The following is a 17973-nucleotide window of genomic DNA, read 5'->3' as shown; positions in this document are numbered from 1 at the left end:
TTTAACAAATGCCAAGTGAAGCGGCTTTAATAAGCACGTTAAGGTGAATCGCCAATACTTGAAGGGAAACAACAAAAAAACCACCTGAAGTACTCAGGTGGTTTCAAATTGTCAATTCAGATTTTTTTAGCCGTTTAGCTTAGTCGCTATCTGCTCTAAGATTTAGAAGCTAACCTGTGTTCTAGCGCCCAATACGTTAACTGAAAAGTCATTCGGAGCACCTTCAACAATGTCCATTGCATTGCTGTAAGAAAGGTGGCCGTATTGAAGCAAGAAACGTACATTGTTAATTGGGGTCCAAATCAGTGATGCCATGTATGCGTCTTGTGTGCCGCCGACAATGTCGCCATCTTCAAGATCTAGACGGTCAAAGCGAAGGTTTACCTGCCATGCACCGATACCACCAGCGCTAACGGGTTCGCTAACTTTTACACCTTTGAAAACGCCGCCTTTGTACTGGCGTGTGTCATTGGTTAGGAAGTAACCTGCTTCAATCGCACCGCCAAAGAATGATGGGTCATCAAATCCATCGCGGTCCACTTTAACAGTATGTACTTCTGCCATTGCATGGAAACGACCAGCGATAACTCCGGCTTCTAAACCATAGCTATTTTCTTTTTGCGCACCGGCAATGCGGTCAGTGTTGATAAAACGTGTGTCTACACTGTGTACCATAGGGCGAGCGCGGTAGCGAACGGTATCTATGCTGTCACCTAAATCGCGCATGTGAAGCGAGCCACCAAAGTGCATTTGCATACCATCAACTTTAGGTGATGCAAAGACGCGAGTGTCTAAGCTAATACTTTCGTTGCCATCGTCAAGGTCATCTAAGTTATCAGTAAAGATACCAGCCTGAACATTTAAACTACCGACTTTGGTCGCTGCAGAAATACCTAATTTGCGTTGAAAGCCAAAAGCATCAGTAAAGGCTGCACGCTCAATGAAGCTACTGTCGTTGCTGCTGGTTAGCTCTTCAAAGCTTTGGAAGTTATTGTGTTGACCAAAGGTAAACTTCCAGTTGTCATTTTTGTAGCTGATGTAGGCGTCAGTCAAAGAAGTGCCGCCGGGTAAATCGGTTTCCAGTTTATAACCAAAGCCACCAGGCATGGTTCCTTGAATACCAATACGTACACGTCGGGCTTCGTTTGAGAATCCTTCGCCTGGAATGTCGATAGTATCTGGCACTGAAGACAAATTGGCAAAATCGTACAACATACGGCCACGAGGTTTCACGCTCCAACCATCTTTTCCTTTTACTTCTGGAGCACCTTTCCAGTTGACAGAAGTAACGTTGCTAGCCGATTCAGTTTTCTTGGCAGGAACCTGAGCATCACTTTTCTGCGTATTTTCAGATTCTGAATTATTCAATTTACTACGAAGCGTAACCACTTCCTGTTCAAGCTTCTTCAATCGCTCGATAAGTGCTGTGGCTTCAGCATCAGATATATTTGCTGCAAATGTAGCGTTTGGCGCTAGGCCAGCCACTAACATGACTGATGCTGCTATTTTTGTATACTTCATAAAAGTGTTCTCCAGTGTGTGCTTTTCTCAAATTGCTGTTAAAAGCTACGTCAAACAACGTGTACGCTGCGGGCCGATTAGTAATTTACGATAAGTAGCAATTTGTTAATGACGGTGGTTGTTTATTCGAATTAACATTTTTACACATTAAACAAGGTCACCCTCAAAAATCGTCCAAGACTATATTTCAGTAATATTACAAAAATATGACAATATGACAGTTATGTGAAAGATTTATTAAAGTCATAGCAGATATTTAATTTAACTGTTGTTGGGCCTCTTTTGGTTCGCAAAAAAAAGCCGCATTATCTAAGTGCGGCTATTTAAACATTATCGCTACCTAAACTTCGTGAAGCTAAGTTTAGCTAGTTTTTCATACTAACGATGAAGTTTCTTTTCTATCTCTTTGATGCTGTCATGACGAACGTCCAATCCACGAACCAGATAAATGATATGCTCAGATAAATTTCGCGCATGGTCGCCGATGCGTTCAAGCGAGCGTAGCGCCCAAATAATATTCATTGAGCGGGTAATCGAGCGAGGATCTTCCATCATGTAGGTAACAATCTCGCGCATGGCGCTTTTGTATTCCCGGTCTACCTTTTTATCTTGTTTGGCAACATCTAGCGCTTTATCTGCGTCAAAGCGAGCAAAGGCATCTAGAGCAGAATTAACCATTTGTTGTACGAGGGCACCCATGTGCCTGACTTCTTCATAGCCACTGGGAGCCGCACCGGATTCGGTTAAAGAGATAGCCATTTTGGCAATCTTTTGTGCTTCGTCTCCGATGCGTTCAAGGTCGCGGGTCATTTTTATCACGGTTAGCACCATGCGTAGGTCAGACGCTGCAGGTTGACGGCGCACCAGCACGGTTGTGCAGTTTTCGTCTAGGGCTACTTCTCGTAAATCCACGTCGTCTTCAATTTGGATAACGCGCTCAGCTAACTGACTGTCACCCGACTCAATGGCTTTTACAGAATCTAAAATTTGTTGTTCAACAATGCCACCCATTTGTAGAACCTGGCTTTTCAGTCCTTCCAAATCAGTATCGAATTGTTGAGAAATGTGTTTGTCCAGATGTATATTTTCCATTTCTAATTTCTCCTAAATTAACCAAAGCGGCCAGTAATGTAGGCTTCTGTCAATGCATGCTCCGGATTTGTAAACACCCGCTGCGTAGCGTTTACTTCTACTAATTTCCCCATATGGAAATAAGCTGTACGATGAGAAACTCGAGCTGCTTGTTGCATCGAGTGGGTGACAATAGCAATCGTAAAGTTTTGACTCAGTTCGGCAATCAACTCTTCTATTCTCGCGGTTGCAATAGGGTCAAGTGCAGAACAAGGTTCATCCATTAATATCACTTCAGGGCTGACGGCGATTGTTCTAGCAATACACAGTCTTTGTTGCTGACCACCAGAAAGTCCTGTACCAGGAGAACTCAAACGATCTTTAACTTCGCCCCACAAACCTGCTCTTTTTAAGCTATGTTCAACGATTTCATCCAACTCGGATTTTCGGCTTGCCAATCCATGCACTTTTGGCCCATATGCAACATTGTCATAGATTGACTTAGGAAAAGGATTGGGTTTTTGGAAAACCATGCCAACACGGGCGCGAAGTGGCACCACATCCTGCTTTGGATGATAGATATCTCTGTCTTCCAGTTTTAGTTCACCGGTGATTTTGCATGACTCTATGGTGTCGTTCATGCGGTTTAGGCATCGTAAAAAAGTGGATTTACCACAACCAGAAGGACCAATCATTGCGACAACTTCATTTTTACCAATGTCTAAGCTGACATCATGAATCGCCTGCTTGTCACCGTAAAAAACGTCTACATTTCGCATAGTCATTTTTGCAGAGTCAGAAAAAGGTGTTCCAACTGTCTGCACATTTTGGATATCTTGATTGATATCAGAATCTTGCTTTATATTTGCTGACTTTTCAGCCGCTGAGGTTTCTTTCATAACTGCTTCCACAATAATTCTCCCACTGTTACCAGCGACGTTCCAGGCGTTTTCTGAGCCAGATTGCTAACGTATTCATTGAAATTAGGAATGCCAACAACACCATAATTGCAGCAGACGTACGTTCAACAAACGCACGTTCTGGGCTGTCGGACCATAAAAATATTTGTACTGGTAAGGCGGTAGCTGGGTCGGCAACGCCTCCGGGTATATCAACAATAAAGGCGACCATTCCAATCATTAACAAGGGGGCTGTTTCTCCTAACGCTTGTGCAAAACCAATAATAGCACCGGTTAGCATTCCCGGCATGGCCAAAGGTAATACGTGATGTAACACAACCTGCATTTTAGATGCGCCCAATCCTAGTGCAGCATCTCTGATGGAAGGAGGCACAGATTTAATTGCTGCTCGACTTGAAATAATAATCGTTGGTAGGGTCATCAAGGTCAAAACTAACCCCCCCACCAGCGGTAAGGAGCGGTGCATTTCAAAGAAGCCAATAAAAATAGACAGCCCCAGTAAACCAAAAATGATTGAGGGTACAGCGGCAAGGTTGTTTATATTGACTTCAATAAAGTCGGTAAATTTATTTTTCGGTGCATATTCCTCTAAGTACACCGCAGCCGCGATGCCAATAGGAAAAGACAAAGCGATGGTAACCAACAACGTGAATAGAGATCCCATCATTGCGCCAAGAATACCTGCTTGTTCAGGTTCACGAGAGTCGCCGGATGAGAAGAACGTTGTATTAAAGCGCTTGACCAAGTGCTCATTGGCAATAAGGGTCTCTACCCAGTTAATTTGCTTCTCATTCAAACGACCGGTGAATGCTTCGCTACCATCATCATTACGACTCTTGTAGTAGGTGTCTACGTCATCATCGGCTAATAACCACACGCCGACGGATTGATTCAACAGCGTAGGATCATCTTCGAGTTTTTCACGTAGGTTAAATCCTGCACCATTACTCACTAATGCATATAGGCTGCGTCTATCACGGCGACCATTGGCATCGGTAAATTGTTCTCTTAAAGCTGTTCGAATAAGACCAGTGTAATCAGCGCGAGCTATCTGACCTGGGTCGCTGATGTCATCAATCTCCAAGGACTCGGGATCAAATTCAACTTCAAGGTAAACATAAGTTTGTAAAAAGGCAGAGTGGCCTTTACCAATGATGTCGGTAAATAGCAGCACCACACAACTCAAACCAAACAAAATTGCTGCAATACCATAGGCCTTGAAGCGCTTTTCAGCACGATAACGTTTGGCCAGATTCTTGTTAACCAAATCGATTGTATTGGTTTTATTAGTTTGTTTATCCACTGTATTCATACTCATTTGATATTACTCGTACTGCTCGCGATACTTCTTCACTACATGAAGTGCCACGTAGTTGAGTATCAAGGTGATCAAGAAGAGCATTAAACCAAGGGCAAAGGCCGAAAGTGTTTTTGGACTATTAAATTCTTGGTCTCCGATCAAAAGTTTCACAATTTGAACGGTTACCGTCGTCACAGATTCCAGCGGGTTTGCGGTGAGGTTTGCTGCCAAACCTGCCGCCATGACGACTATCATTGTTTCACCAATCGCTCTCGATACTGCAAGTAAAACACCTCCAACAATACCTGGTAGTGCAGCAGGAATAACCACTTTTTTGATGGTTTCCGACTTAGTAGCACCCAAACCAAATGAACCGTCTCGCAGCGATTGTGGCACCGCGTTGATGACATCGTCAGACAAAGAAGAAACAAAAGGAATTATCATCACACCCATAACTAATCCGGCAGCCAGGGCACTTTCTGAAGATACATCTAGTCCAAATATTCCACCAGTATCACGGACGAATGGTGCTACCGTCAAAGCCGCAAAGAAGCCATAAACTACGGTTGGGATACCCGCAAGTACCTCAAGCATAGGTTTGACTGCCATACGCACTTTAGGCGCCGCATATTCAGAAAGATATATGGCAGACATCAAACCTGCAGGCACTGCGATTAACATTGCAATCAAAGAAATTAGCATGGTACCAGCAAACAAGGGTATCGAACCGAATGCGCCGGAACTTCCAACTTGATCAGCGCGCAGCGCCATTTGTGGGCTCCATTCCATGCCAAATAAAAAGTCAGTGACTGGGACACTTTGGAAAAACTTCAAAGATTCAAACAGTACCGACAAGACGATACCTGCAGTAGTAAAGATAGCGATACTTGCACATAACAAAAGCAAACCTTTAAACGCTCTTTCAACTTGCACACGAGCACGCAACTTGGGTTTGATCTGCAGCCATGCAAAAAATGTTAACGCCACCGCGAGAAGTATAAAAAGCCCCGTAATGGCATTTTGACTCAATGCATTTAGCTCATTTAACCTTGCAGCAGCTTCGATAATATAAGGTTCAGTGTTTAGGCCATTTGTACCACTAGCGGCGATATTGCCAACGGTATTTAGTAACAATCTCATGTCATTGTCGGCAAGCTGTTGTTGGGCAGCCGGTAACATCTGAATGATACTTTGCTGTATGAAGTAATCATCAAATAACACCCACAATGACAGCACAATTAGGCTGGGTATGCCGCACCATAAGGCTGTTAGTGCGCCATAATAAGAAGGCAGGGAGTTCAGGTTTTTTATCCCGCCATGGTTGGCACTGACGGAAATAGACCGATTTCTACCAACAAAAAACGCCGTTGCTATTAATAGCAGCCCGACGAGTAATAACATTGATGTACTCATAACACCTCAAAACTTCGCACAAATAAGATGGAAAATTGCCGCAAAAATCCAGCCACAGTTGACGATAAAAAGCCAGCCTCATGGGAGAGGCTGGCTCAATTTTCAATTCAATCCCTCCATCCATTGAAGGGTACGTTGTATATTTTACACTATAATGAAAGGTTTTTGAGTGTCTTCACATCTGATTTAACGTTTTTGCGCATATCATCGCCAAGCGGGATCATACCCTTTTCAGTCAAATAGCCTTCTTCTCCGAATGCTTTGTTGCTGGTGAACTCAGCCAAAAACTCTGTAATACCTGGGATAACACCCACGTGAGCTTTTTTCACATAGAAGTAAAGTGGCCTTGAAACAGGGTAATCACCATCAGCAATTGAATCAAAAGTTGGCTCAAAACCATTAATCTTTGCGCCTTGAATCTTGTCGATGTTTTGATCAAGAAAGCTGAAACCGAATATGCCCAATAGGTTAGGATTGGCGTTCAGTTTTTGAACGATTAGGTTATCATTTTCTCCAGCTTCGATAAAAGTTCCGTCTTCGCGAACTGTGTGACAAACAGCTTTATATTGATTTTTAAGCTTTTTAGACAACTCGCTATCGCCAGCTTTGCCCGCTGCCTTAGACTTTTTGTTTAGATCAGCGATCCAATCAATCTGCTTACAACCGCCTTCTAGTGCCAATTCGGCAAAGGCATCACGGGTGCCAGATGTTGGTGGTGGACCTAACACCTCAATTTCGCGATTTGGAAGAGCAGGGTTTACCTGGTTCCAAGTTTTATATGGGTTCTCAACTAAAGTCGCTGAACCATCTGGATTAGGAACGTCTTTCGCCAATGCCAAGAAAAGATCTTTAGTAGTGAGAGTCATTTGATTCGCGTCAATAGAGTTGCCTAACACGATGCCGTCATAGCCAATCAGCACTTCTACTACGTCGGTAACACCATTATCAGCGCACAATTGTACTTCAGATGCTTTAATTCGACGTGATGCGTTGGCAATATCTGGAAATTGAACGCCAACACCTTGACAAAATAATTTTAGACCGCCGCCTGAACCGGTAGATTCTACTTTAGGCGTTTTAAACTGTGTAGATTTTCCAAAGCGCTCCGCTACAACCGTTGAGAACGGATATACGGTGGAAGAACCAACGACATTAATATAATCACGTGCGGCGTGAGCAGCATTCATAGTAAATGTTGAAGATAATGCAATCGCTGCAATTAATAGAGGCTTTTTCATTTTACTTTCCAAGCATTCGTTTTAAATTCGAACTGGAGTATATTGCAGCTTTATGACACTTTTGTTACAGCTGAAGATTTAATTCACATCACGGGTCTGAATCTTTTTTATCAAAGTACCCTGGGTCGCTTGGCCCTAACAAAATTTTTGTCGATGGGCGCGTGCTGATTCTGCACTACAAGGCTTGAATAACTATCAACACGCTTAAGCTTAAAGATGCCGACTAACTTGTCGTTTGACGAGGATGATTAAGTCGCCTTCTTGCGAAGATTAACACCATTGCCAATAAGATAGTCCAAGGGGGTGGTTCTGGTACGTCGATTGCCACATTGGAAAGGCTCCAATTTGCATAGACTGCCAACTCGGTAGGTGGGTCCACCGGGGGTAATGGTCTGGGTCTTCCGAGGCCTGGCGCCAAAGGGGTAGTATTACCCAACGTCACGCTATCGCCATTGATTGACGCGACGTTTACCGCCCGGGCTACACTTACCTCGGTTTGACTTACGTCAAAAGGTGTCATGACTTGGCAGATGTCCGCGTTTTCACATCCCAGTGTCGTCAGCGGCAAAGAATCAAATAAGAAATTATTCAAGTCGATCAGCACAAAATCCAGCAGTGCCACCGAAAAATCAAAGGCTTCAACATCAGATATGGCGTCTAAGCCAGTGGCATCACCAAATATATCGGTGAAAGATCGGTCATCAAATTCAACATCGTACAACAGGCCATTCACGCTAATATTTCGAGCAGCAACTAAGGTTCCTTGATTGTCGACCTCCAGCAACACATTGTCGACGCCTGTGGGTATCAGTATCGCCCAACTACTGAAAGAAATAAGACTGGCAAGTAAAGCGCCGCATATTATGCGCGATAATCTACAAAAAATTGTCCATTTCATCATTTTACTCCTGCTTTTAAAATATTACGGCAAGGTATGAGGTTTGTTGATTGATCACTTGCCGTATTTTATATAGCGAGAACCTGAGGCAAAAACCTTCAAACTAATTGTCCAAGATAATTGATATTATAGGCTAATATTTAACCAGTTAAGGATCTGGAGGCCTTTACGTGTCGATTATGTTGGAGAATTTCGTTGAATATCAAACCAGGCGCTAGTCATGGGAGATGAGCTTTGGCATAAAGCCAAATCACTGTTCTATGAGGCCTTAGAGCGGCCGATTGAATCACGTGTAGCCTTTGTTAAACAACAGGCCCAAGATCAAGAAGCGTTGTTCAAAACCGTCCTGGGTATGTTGGAAGCAGAAAGTGATGATGGAAAAAGTGACCTGTTTGATGCCATATCTTCTCAAACGTCCCAAGCTTTACAAGATATTTACGATATTCCTCAAGGCACCCACATTGGCAATTTTTCGATTATCAGAAAACTTGGCGAAGGAGGCATGGGGGCTGTTTATTTGGCAAGTCGGGCGGATGACAGCTATGAACAGGAAGTGGCCATCAAACTGTTGCATGCCGATATGCAAAATGACTTTGCGCTGTCTTATTTTCAATCAGAGCGGCAGATTTTAGCTGATCTCGATCACAGAAATATTGCAAGATTATTAGATGGCGGAACCACAGAATATGGTGTGCCCTATCTAGTGATGGAATACATAGTTGGCAAACCTCTCATGGAATATATTGAAGAATCCGAGCTCGGGCTAAACCAACGATTAGGATTATTTCTACAAATATGCGACGCAGTTGGGTTTGCTCACCAAAATTTGATCATTCATCGCGATCTAAAACCAGCCAATATTCTGGTAACAGATAAAGGTGGTATCAAACTATTGGATTTTGGTATAGCGAAAATTGAACAAGACAGTCTGGCTTATGACAATGAGGCGGCAAAAGGCGTTACTCCACATACTCCAGAGAGTGCCAGCCCAGAACAGATTTTGAATGAAAAAATCACAACTCGCAGTGATATCTATGCGTTAGGCGTGATGCTTTATCGAATGTTGAGTGGACATTCTCCTTACCATGCATATCTGCAAGACCAAGAAAAACTCCGAAAAGCCGTATTGCAGGTGACACCTGTGGCGCCTAGTCAAATAGCCAAAAACACCATGATGGGCAAAAAAATGCAGCCTGAGCTTGATGCGATTGTTGGGTTTGCAATGCAAAAAGATCCGCAAAATCGCTATGAGTCAGTTGCCGATATCGCTTTGGATATCCGTCATTTTATGCGTAAAAAGCCAGTGTCGGCGTTGCCTAATAGCTGGTGGTATAGCTGCCGTTGTTTTATTCGGCGTAACACTCTGACGTTTAGCGTAATCAGCTTGTTTAGCGTTTTGACAATAGCGTCTGCCATTACCATGAGCATTCAAGCCCATCTTATTGCACAAGAGCGAGACAAAGCACAGTGGGAGAAAGAGAATGCGCAACAGGTTTCAGAGTTTCTATTTGATCTATTTGAAAACGTTGATCCAAGTGTCACAGATGGAGAAACCCTGACGGCCAGTGAGCTATTGGAAAAAGGTGAGCAGCGTTTAGTGGAACGACTACAAGACCAGCCTCGTCTTAAAGCCAATTTATTACAAACCATCGCATTGGTGTTCACTGAATTAGGGATCCGTGACAATGCCGTAAATACCATGCAACGTGCGCAGGCTATTCGTGCCCAAGCCTTTGGCAAAGATGATCTAGATTACCTCGATGGGCAAAATCAAATCCTGACAATCATTGATGACTTTGGTGAAGCGGACGAAAGTATATTTGAATTAGCCAAACGCACGTTAGAGCAAGTAAAAAGGTTAGATTCAGGTGACAGTGAAACCTTAGCCTACGCCTACCACAATGCCTCATTGATGAATGTTTTACATGGTGACCTGCGTGAAGCGGTTACCCTAGGAAACCAGGCTCTTGACATGTTTTCTCGGGTATTTGGACGCGAGCATGAAGGGGTGGTGGCAAGTTTAAGTGTGATTTCTACCTCTCACTACTATTTGGGTAATTATGAGCCTGCGGAAACAACAGCTCGCCAAGCTGTAGAATTATCCATTGAATTGCATGGTGAGCTGCATAGTCAGTCGATTGCTATCATGGGAAACTTGGCAGAAACACTAAAAATGCAAGGCAAAAATGACGAAGCTGAAGCATTCTATAAAAAGAGTTTGCAGCTTTCCCAAAAGGTTTTTCCTGAAAACAGTATTTACATCATCGATGCATTAAATTATCTGGGAATGTTTTACCGTCATATAGGTGACTACCCAAACGCACAACTATATCTAGAACAAGCTGCGGAAAAAGCCCGTGGTGCCTACGACGATGATTCTTGGCTGAAAGCCTATTTCATCAGCAATGCTGGCAGTATGCAGGCACAAAATGGTGAGTTCACAAAAGCCCTCAATACAGTCGAACAGGCAATCGCGATTTACCAAAACGTATTTGAACAACCTACTGCTTATGAGTTGTCCAGCCGTTTATTGTATGGAGAAGTTCTATTGGGGTTGGGCCAAGTTCAAAAAGCGTATAACTACCTTTTAGCAAATAAAGAACTGCAACAGCAATACTTCCCAGACAACCGCAGAATGTTACTTCGATTCGACAGTGCGTTGGGGGAAGCTTTGTGTCGTCAAAACAAATACGAAGAGGGGATGGCAATTTTGAATGATGTCTTAAATGCGTTTACATCATCGTTTCCAAGTGATCGCTTTAATATCGAAAAAACCCAGAAAAGGCTCGATAGTGCGATGGATTCTTCGCAAATTTGAATCAGCGTCAATGTTATTGACGAAAACGCAAATTGTTTCGACTCAGTTGCTCAATGGTTGTCTTACCCATAAGCTTCATGTCTCTTTCAAGTTCCTTATTCATCAGCTCAAGTGCCCGTTCAACCCCCACCTGTCCTGCTGCGGCAAGGGCAAAAAGATACATTCGGCCAATGCCTACCGCCTTTGCTCCGATTGAAAGTGCTTTTAAAACGTGAGTGCCACGCTGTATGCCTGAATCAAAAAGCACATCAATTTCGTCGCCTACTTCGTCAACAATTTCTGATAGTTGGTCAAAGGAACTACGTGAGCCATCTAATTGACGACCCCCATGATTTGAAACAACAATTCCAGTACATCCTATTTCTACCGCTCTTCTGGCATCTTGGCGACTCATTACCCCTTTTAAACAGAATTGACCATCCCACTGTTCGACCATTTGTGCTACATCATCCCAGTTCATCGATGGATCAAGCATATTGGTAAAGTAGTCGCCAATGGAGCTCACTCCCGCACTCATATCAACGTGGCTGTCTAATTGAGGTAAACTAAATTTTTCGTGCATGAAATAATTCATCGCCCATGCCGGCTTGAGGGCAAATTGGACTAGACCATTGAAATTGAGGTGAAAGGGGATGGAAAACCCGGTGCGTAAATCCCGTTCGCGATTGCCACCGGTAATTGAATCAACCGTCAACATCATGACCGGCACGCCAGCAGATTTTGCTCGCGCTAACATCACTTTATTCAGTTCTCGATCCTTATGAAAATAAAATTGGTAAGCCTGGGGGGTGTCTACTTGTTGAGCAATCTCTTCGATACTCACTGTACCTAGGGATGAAACTCCAAATAAAGTGCCATATTTCTGGGCTGCTGCCGCTACTGCCCTTTCCCCTTGATGGTGAAATAAACGCTGCAAAGCAGTGGGTGAGCAATACACAGGCATATCCAGCTTCTGTCCAAGAACTGTCACAGATAGATCAATAGACGATACTCCAGCTAATACATCTGGAACAAGATCACACTGTTCAAACGCAAGGGTATTGCGTCGATAAGTCGATTCGTCGTCTGCGCCGCCATCGATATAGTGGAAAATGGGGCCGGGCAAGCGCTTTTTGGCCAGTTTGCGAAAATCGTGGAAATTGTGACAGTCTTTTAAGCGCATATTTTGCCGATGCTCAGATTGCTCATAAGATTAGGTTATCACTATAGCCTGAGCATGAGATAAGAAACATCTTGATATTACAATGTTGTCGGACACTTAGGTTTCAATGCGCCTGAGTTTCTTTTTCTAAAAAGAGTCACTACTCAGACGAATTTGCACGCAACGCTTTGATCAAGTTAGCCACAGCTTTTGGCTGTTCAACTTGGAATAAATGCGCCTCGGTATCTGTCTCCACGTAAGAATTATTAGTGCTTAGTTTGGCCAGCGACTGATAATAGGCTTTTGCATCTTTTTGCCAGGCAATTAAGCCTTCTTTGGCGTCGGTTTCATCAGTATTTTGTATGTAGTGACTCTCAAATTGTGTATCAACGATACTGGTGGGTATTTGCTTGGGCCAATTTAACTGCGACGCTGATTGCAAATCCTCTTCGTAGCGGGCTATCTCACGGAAAAGATTCAATTGATTGTTGAGCAAAAGTCGCGTTTTAAAAATCGAATCTACATAATCCCAATCCATAGAGTCAGGTTTTCCTAAGGCTTGTAACACTGCCAAATCTGCGGCATTTTTCTGCTCTACGCGAGGGGTGTATTTACCTTGGGAAATATAGTCTAAATACTGACTAAGGTTGTCTTTAAACGGCTTTGCATCAGCAACATATCGTGCGATAGAAAAAGGCGTCAGCACATCAGGGTCAATGAGTAGCGCATTGTCGATGGCGCGCTGCTGGGTATAGGTTGAAAAATAGATTTGTGCGCTGATATTGCCGCTAGCAAAAGACACGAGCGTTGCGTCATTGATAGCGTAATGAGTGAGAACTAAATGCATATCCGTTGCAAAATGATCATAACCAACTGGTGCGTCGGGTGTATCGAGAATTTGACCTGCACGGTCTATCACCAACACACGATAATCCTTAGCTAAAACCTTAGCGTTTGCAGCAAACCAGGCCGAGTCCGAGTGCCAAGTATCTATGGGACCAGATATCATCACAATCCATGGACGTTCTTGGTCTGTCGTATCACCCCATGTCGCCACATGTATCGGGTGCTCATCAACCATGAGAGTTTCATGTTGTGCCATACTCTGAGGACTAGCGTTGACGCTTGGTGCACCAATTATGAAGGTTAAAAATAATATATCTTTCAACGCTTTAACGGATTTCATTGTTTTTCTTCTCGTCGTTGTAATGCACCCATCATTGCATATTGAACGGGTCATAAGAGCAAAAAAAAAGTTCAGTTGACGAAATTTCTAGACAAGTAACAGCAAAAATTTAGTCCATCAGATGAAGCAAACATACATTTAGCGTTTTTCGTCTGCTGGTGAAACACTGATTAGGGGGCTTTTTTTGTAGCACTTTTGAACAAAGTTTGATGTAATGGATTGATAATAAATAAATTATAAAATAAAGCGTGATCTATGCATGCAGGCTGGCGTCAATATTTCAAGCAACGCTTAAGAAAACCATCTAGTTATTATTCGGTTGGACTTGAATTTGGGATTGATTCCATTCAAGTTTCAGTGTTGCGGAAAGACAAAGAATCTGTGCGTTGGGTGAAGCAACAGCTATTGCCTGCACACGATTGGGTGACTCATCTTAGTCGCTATGTTGCAAACGAATCGCTAACTAACACGCCCTGTCATGTTGTGATGGCTGCGAGTAAATATCAGGTTTTACAAGTCGATAAGCCTCAAGTAGATGCCGCTGAAATGTCACAGGCTCTGGTTTGGAGCGTTAAAGATCTGGTTTCCCATCAAGACGAACTCACCGTAGATTATTTTGAATTACCTGCTCAAAGCGCCGGTGCTAACAAAGTCAATGTCGTCGCCTTACCTGAATCTGAAGTCGAGCAGATTACCGATGGCGTCACTGAGGCCGGGCTCGAACTGCAAAGTATTGGTATTTTGGAGCTAGTTGTTGCCGACATGGTCAACAGCAATGACGACGCTATTTTAACGCTTGTCCAAGAAGCAGGACAAGACATCTGCTTAAATATTATTAAAGATGGTCAGGTGTATTTCTCCCGTCGACTTCGCGGATACGAAAACTTGTCAACTTTCAGCGAGCAGGAATTGCAAATGGGCGTTGGCGACAATCTTAGTGTTGAGATCCAGCGCTCCATGGACTACTTCGAGAGTCAGTTGCGCCAAGCGCCAGTTAAGCGCATATTGATGGGTATTGAATCTCAACATTTAAACAAACTCACAGAGATCATGGCGCAGCTAACGTTTATGACTGTAGAACCTCTGTCTATAGATATTGAAAAAGTCGATGACTTAGAATACCGCAGCGGCTTGCTAGGTAGTTTAGGTGCCGCTTTTATGCAGTCGAATGGATTGAGTTATGAAAAATAGAATTAACTTTTTCCGAGAAGACCTAAAACCGAAGATTGTACTACTCAATCTTAACTTCGTTGTGGCGTTATCGTTACTTGCCGTGTTAGTCATTGTTGGCGGCTGGGTTTGGGCAAATATGCAAGTTAACAACAGTAATCGCCAAGTGGATGAATTGCTGGCGTCGGTCAAACAAAAGAAAGCCTTAGTTGATACCTTAATTGAAGCGAAAGATTCTCGAACGCAAGATATGTCGATTATTGCGGCAATTGAAGCCCATCAGCAGGAACTGAATGTTAAAAAGACCATTCTTGAGGAATTGGGGAGTCGTGAATCCCAAAGAAGTAACGGTTTTTCTGCACTGATGACTGACTTAGCGTCACATCATCAACCGTCTTTGTGGCTGACAAATATCCGATTAGACGAACGAAAGCTATATTTACAAGGGACTGCAACGGACTCCGAAGCGCTTCCTCGCTGGGTAAATAAACTCGCGCAGGCTGATTATTTTAGTGGCAAAGAATTTGCCGGCGCCAGAATGTTCAGAAATGAAAAAGAAACACTGAGTTTTGTGCTGAGCTCTGAGCTAGATGATGTGAAAGGGGACGGTCAATGAGCGCGGCGCCGGTGAATCGTTATGAACAATTGCAAGGCAAATTTATTGCATTGACAGAGCGAGAGCGCGTACTGACACTTGTGGCACTGTTATCACTCATATTACTCGGCGGTTACGTGCTTTTTGTAGAGCCTTCTTTGATTGAGTGGGATAAAAGAAAAGCAGAAGTTCAACGTCAGACCTCTGAAATAACCCGATTAGATGCGCAGTTGGCGGGCCTAACGTTGGCGTTGCAAGAAGACCCTAATGCGCCGATTAAAGCGCGCTTGGAAAATCTGAAACGACAAATCAGCGAAGCAGACACTTCATTGGCGCAACAAACTGAAGATTTGGTTCCGGCACATCAAATGCCAACGTTGCTGGAAAACGTATTTGCACAATTTGCTAGCCTCAAGCTAATGGAAATGCGTTCAATTGCCCCCACCGCAATGTTAGTGCTTGATGACGAAAACTCGCAAACAGACGTGAATTTGTATCAACACGGTGTGCAATTAACTTTGCAAGGTACCTACTTTGATATTCAACAATATTTGCAGCGGGTTGAAGCCCTTCCTTATCAATTTTATTGGAAAAAGTTTACCTATGAGGTAGAGGAATATCCAAATGCGCAAGTTACGATTGAGATTTACACATTAAGCACAAGCCGAGCCTTTATTGGAGTGTGGAGTAATGAATAGAGTATTCTACAACACCCTCCTAGCCGCTGCGTTTGCGTTAAGCAAGGGGGCCATTGCCCAGCAGATGGTTGATCCCACTCAGCCTCAGGATTTTATACCAACGACTGCAGCGAACAGTGAAGCTTCTGGCGGCGCGACCGCCATCATTATTTCGGCGGTATTTATTAATGGTGAACGTAAAACAGCTGTGATCAACGGTGACACTGTCACCGAAGGACAAACGTGGCAAGGTAACAAAGTCAAAAAGGTTCATAAAGGTGGTGTCGTGCTAGTCATGCAAGGGCGCGAAACGGAACTTTTCATCAATCAACATTCAATTAAAAAAGATGCATCGAATGACTTCTAAGCACATTTTTATAATAGGACTGGCGCTGTCTTTATTTGGTTGCCAATCAACTTCTGATTCAACCAAAGGGCCCGCAGCATCCTCAATGGAAAAAGCGCTGGAACAGCAGGTTGAGGCTATGCGCAATGAGCAGGCAAAACCCCTTGATACATTGCCCGATGCAGTGAGCCAAGCGTTGTTGCCTGAACAAAATAGTTCACAAGATCCGTTGTTTGGCGAGGAAAAGTACGACATTAACGCCAAATCTGTTGACGCCATTAGCTTTTTTGCAGGATTGGTGTCTGACACACCCTACAGCGTTGCAATTCATCCTGATGTAACGGGAACAATTTCACTAAATCTCAAGCAAGTTTCCTTGGACCAAGTATTCAATTTGGTGTCTGATCTGTACGGTTACGACATTCAAAAACTTGACCAAATATTTCGCGTCTTCCCATCGGGTATTCGCACCGAAACCTTCCCGGTGAATTATTTGCTGATGCAGCGTGATGGTATGACCCAAACCAGCATAGCATCAGGTGGAGTCACGCAAGCAGAAGGGAATAACGGTAATAGCGGTGGCAATAATGGCGCCAACAATTTTAGTGGCAATTCAACCAACGGCAACAATATTGGTGGTGGCTTAAGCAGCAATCAAATCAACGGTACGAATATCAGTACCCGTACTGAAACAGACTTTTGGAAAGACTTACAAGCTACCTTGCAATCGATGATTGGTTCTGAAGATGGCCGTATGGTGATGGTCACTCCTCAGGCTGGACTTGTCACCGTGCGCGGAATGCCCAACGAAATTAAAAGTGTCAGAGAGTTTCTAAAAGTCTCGGAAGAAATTGTTAAACGTCAGGTGGTGTTGGAAGCGCGTATTATCGAAGTGTCATTAAGTGATGAATATCAACAAGGTATCAACTGGAATCAAATCGCTGATCGTGGCGGAAGCACCGAATTTACTTTCTCTACAACGGCGGGCACATTTGGCAATGGTATTACAGCGGCCTTAGGTGGGATCACCAGCTTATCCTTTTTGAATGATGACTTTTCCGGCGTCTTGTCACTACTTGAAACTCAAGGAAATGTGCAGGTGCTTTCCAGTCCTCGAGTGACTGCGACGAACAATCAAAAAGCCGTTATCAAAGTAGGGGACGACGAGTACTTTGTTACCGAAGTGTCGAACCAGAATACCATCACTTCTGGCAGCACAACGGTAACGCCTAACATTGAACTGACTCCATTTTTCTCAGGTATCGCGTTAGATGTGACACCACAAATTGATGAAAACGGCGGTGTGCTTTTACACGTTCATCCTTCGGTTATTGAGACCGATGAACAGGAAAAGGTAATTACCCTGAATGAGGAGCGTTTTGTGCTGCCATTAGCGCAAAGCAATATTCGTGAATCTGACACCGTTATTCATGCAAACTCCGGCGAAATCGTGGTCATTGGCGGTCTGATGCAATCAATGGTGTCAGAGCGGGATTCAAAAACTCCATTTTTGGGTGACATTCCGCTAATTGGGAATTTATTCAAAAGTAAGAATGACGTAGAAACGAAAAAAGAATTGGTGATCTTGCTCAAACCCACAGTGGTTGATGCCAATACCTGGCGTCAGCAGCTCAAGCAAAGTCGAGATCAAATGGCAGACTGGTTATACGTGGAATAAC

At 43.6% G+C, this 17973-nt stretch carries 15 protein-coding genes; 6 read left to right on the top strand and 9 right to left on the bottom strand.

What is annotated here, in order from left to right:
* Positions 1-162 precede the first annotated feature (162 nt).
* The 7 genes from FM019_RS01315 to FM019_RS01285 form a co-directional block, all read right to left on the bottom strand.
* Positions 163-1521: an OprO/OprP family phosphate-selective porin gene (locus FM019_RS01315; protein WP_143834083.1), complete on the bottom strand. Its 1359-nt coding sequence runs from the start codon at positions 1519-1521 to the stop codon at positions 163-165.
* Between the two features lie 378 nt (positions 1522-1899).
* On the bottom strand, positions 1900-2613 hold the full coding sequence (gene phoU, locus FM019_RS01310; RefSeq protein WP_185969142.1) for a phosphate signaling complex protein PhoU: 714 nt from the start codon (positions 2611-2613) through the stop codon (positions 1900-1902).
* A gap of 17 nt (positions 2614-2630) precedes the next feature.
* Positions 2631-3377 carry a phosphate ABC transporter ATP-binding protein PstB gene (gene pstB / locus FM019_RS01305; protein ID WP_260681500.1) on the bottom strand — a complete coding sequence of 249 codons (747 nt, stop codon included), beginning with the start codon at positions 3375-3377 and terminating at the stop codon, positions 2631-2633.
* Between the two features lie 142 nt (positions 3378-3519).
* On the bottom strand, positions 3520-4830 hold the full coding sequence (pstA, locus tag FM019_RS01300) for a phosphate ABC transporter permease PstA (protein ID WP_143834081.1): 1311 nt from the start codon (positions 4828-4830) through the stop codon (positions 3520-3522).
* A 6-nt stretch (positions 4831-4836) separates the two neighbouring features.
* Complete coding sequence (gene pstC, locus FM019_RS01295; protein ID WP_143834080.1) at positions 4837-6225, bottom strand: phosphate ABC transporter permease subunit PstC; 1389 nt, start codon at positions 6223-6225, stop codon at positions 4837-4839.
* A gap of 149 nt (positions 6226-6374) precedes the next feature.
* Positions 6375-7463, bottom strand: a complete 1089-nt coding sequence (locus tag FM019_RS01290; RefSeq protein WP_143834079.1) for a PstS family phosphate ABC transporter substrate-binding protein — start codon at positions 7461-7463, stop codon at positions 6375-6377.
* 223 nt (positions 7464-7686) lie between these two features.
* A complete protein-coding gene (locus tag FM019_RS01285) occupies positions 7687-8361 on the bottom strand; it encodes a hypothetical protein (protein ID WP_143834078.1) in 675 nt (224 codons plus the stop codon).
* Positions 8362-8581: 220 nt separating this feature from the next.
* Here FM019_RS01285 and FM019_RS01280 point away from each other — a divergent pair, with 220 nt between their 5' ends.
* Positions 8582-11179, top strand: coding sequence for a serine/threonine-protein kinase (locus tag FM019_RS01280; RefSeq protein ID WP_143834077.1), 2598 nt, complete (start codon positions 8582-8584; stop codon positions 11177-11179).
* A 13-nt stretch (positions 11180-11192) separates the two neighbouring features.
* Here the strand turns inward: FM019_RS01280 and FM019_RS01275 are convergent, their stop codons facing one another.
* Positions 11193-12341 carry an alpha-hydroxy acid oxidase gene (locus tag FM019_RS01275; RefSeq protein WP_143834076.1) on the bottom strand — a complete coding sequence of 383 codons (1149 nt, stop codon included), beginning with the start codon at positions 12339-12341 and terminating at the stop codon, positions 11193-11195.
* A 139-nt stretch (positions 12342-12480) separates the two neighbouring features.
* Positions 12481-13506, bottom strand: coding sequence for an alpha/beta fold hydrolase (locus FM019_RS01270; protein WP_143834075.1), 1026 nt, complete (start codon positions 13504-13506; stop codon positions 12481-12483).
* Between the two features lie 255 nt (positions 13507-13761).
* Here FM019_RS01270 and pilM point away from each other — a divergent pair, with 255 nt between their 5' ends.
* The 5 genes from pilM to mshL are packed head-to-tail and all read left to right on the top strand — an operon-like array spanning position 13762 to position 17972.
* Positions 13762-14697: a type IV pilus biogenesis protein PilM gene (gene pilM, locus FM019_RS01265; RefSeq protein ID WP_143834074.1), complete on the top strand. Its 936-nt coding sequence runs from the start codon at positions 13762-13764 to the stop codon at positions 14695-14697.
* Complete coding sequence (locus FM019_RS01260; RefSeq protein WP_143834073.1) at positions 14687-15292, top strand: PilN domain-containing protein; 606 nt, start codon at positions 14687-14689, stop codon at positions 15290-15292. The genes pilM and FM019_RS01260 overlap by 11 nt, the downstream gene beginning before the upstream one ends.
* The gene (pilO, locus tag FM019_RS01255) at positions 15289-15969 is read left to right on the top strand and encodes a type 4a pilus biogenesis protein PilO (RefSeq protein ID WP_143834072.1); all 681 of its coding nucleotides are present in this window, start codon (positions 15289-15291) and stop codon (positions 15967-15969) included. Before FM019_RS01260 ends, pilO begins: the two co-directional genes overlap by 4 nt.
* Positions 15962-16315, top strand: coding sequence for a hypothetical protein (locus FM019_RS01250; protein ID WP_143834071.1), 354 nt, complete (start codon positions 15962-15964; stop codon positions 16313-16315). The genes pilO and FM019_RS01250 overlap by 8 nt, the downstream gene beginning before the upstream one ends.
* Positions 16305-17972: a pilus (MSHA type) biogenesis protein MshL gene (gene mshL, locus FM019_RS01245; protein WP_143834070.1), complete on the top strand. Its 1668-nt coding sequence runs from the start codon at positions 16305-16307 to the stop codon at positions 17970-17972. The genes FM019_RS01250 and mshL overlap by 11 nt, the downstream gene beginning before the upstream one ends.
* The last annotated feature ends 1 nt before the right edge of the window (position 17973 follow it).

The organism is Aliiglaciecola sp. M165 (assembly GCF_007197995.1).
In the GTDB taxonomy this organism is placed as follows: Bacteria; Pseudomonadota; Gammaproteobacteria; order Enterobacterales; family Alteromonadaceae; genus Aliiglaciecola.
The sequence above is the reverse complement of the archived record's forward strand: the minus strand, read 5'-3'. Positions and strand labels throughout refer to the sequence as shown.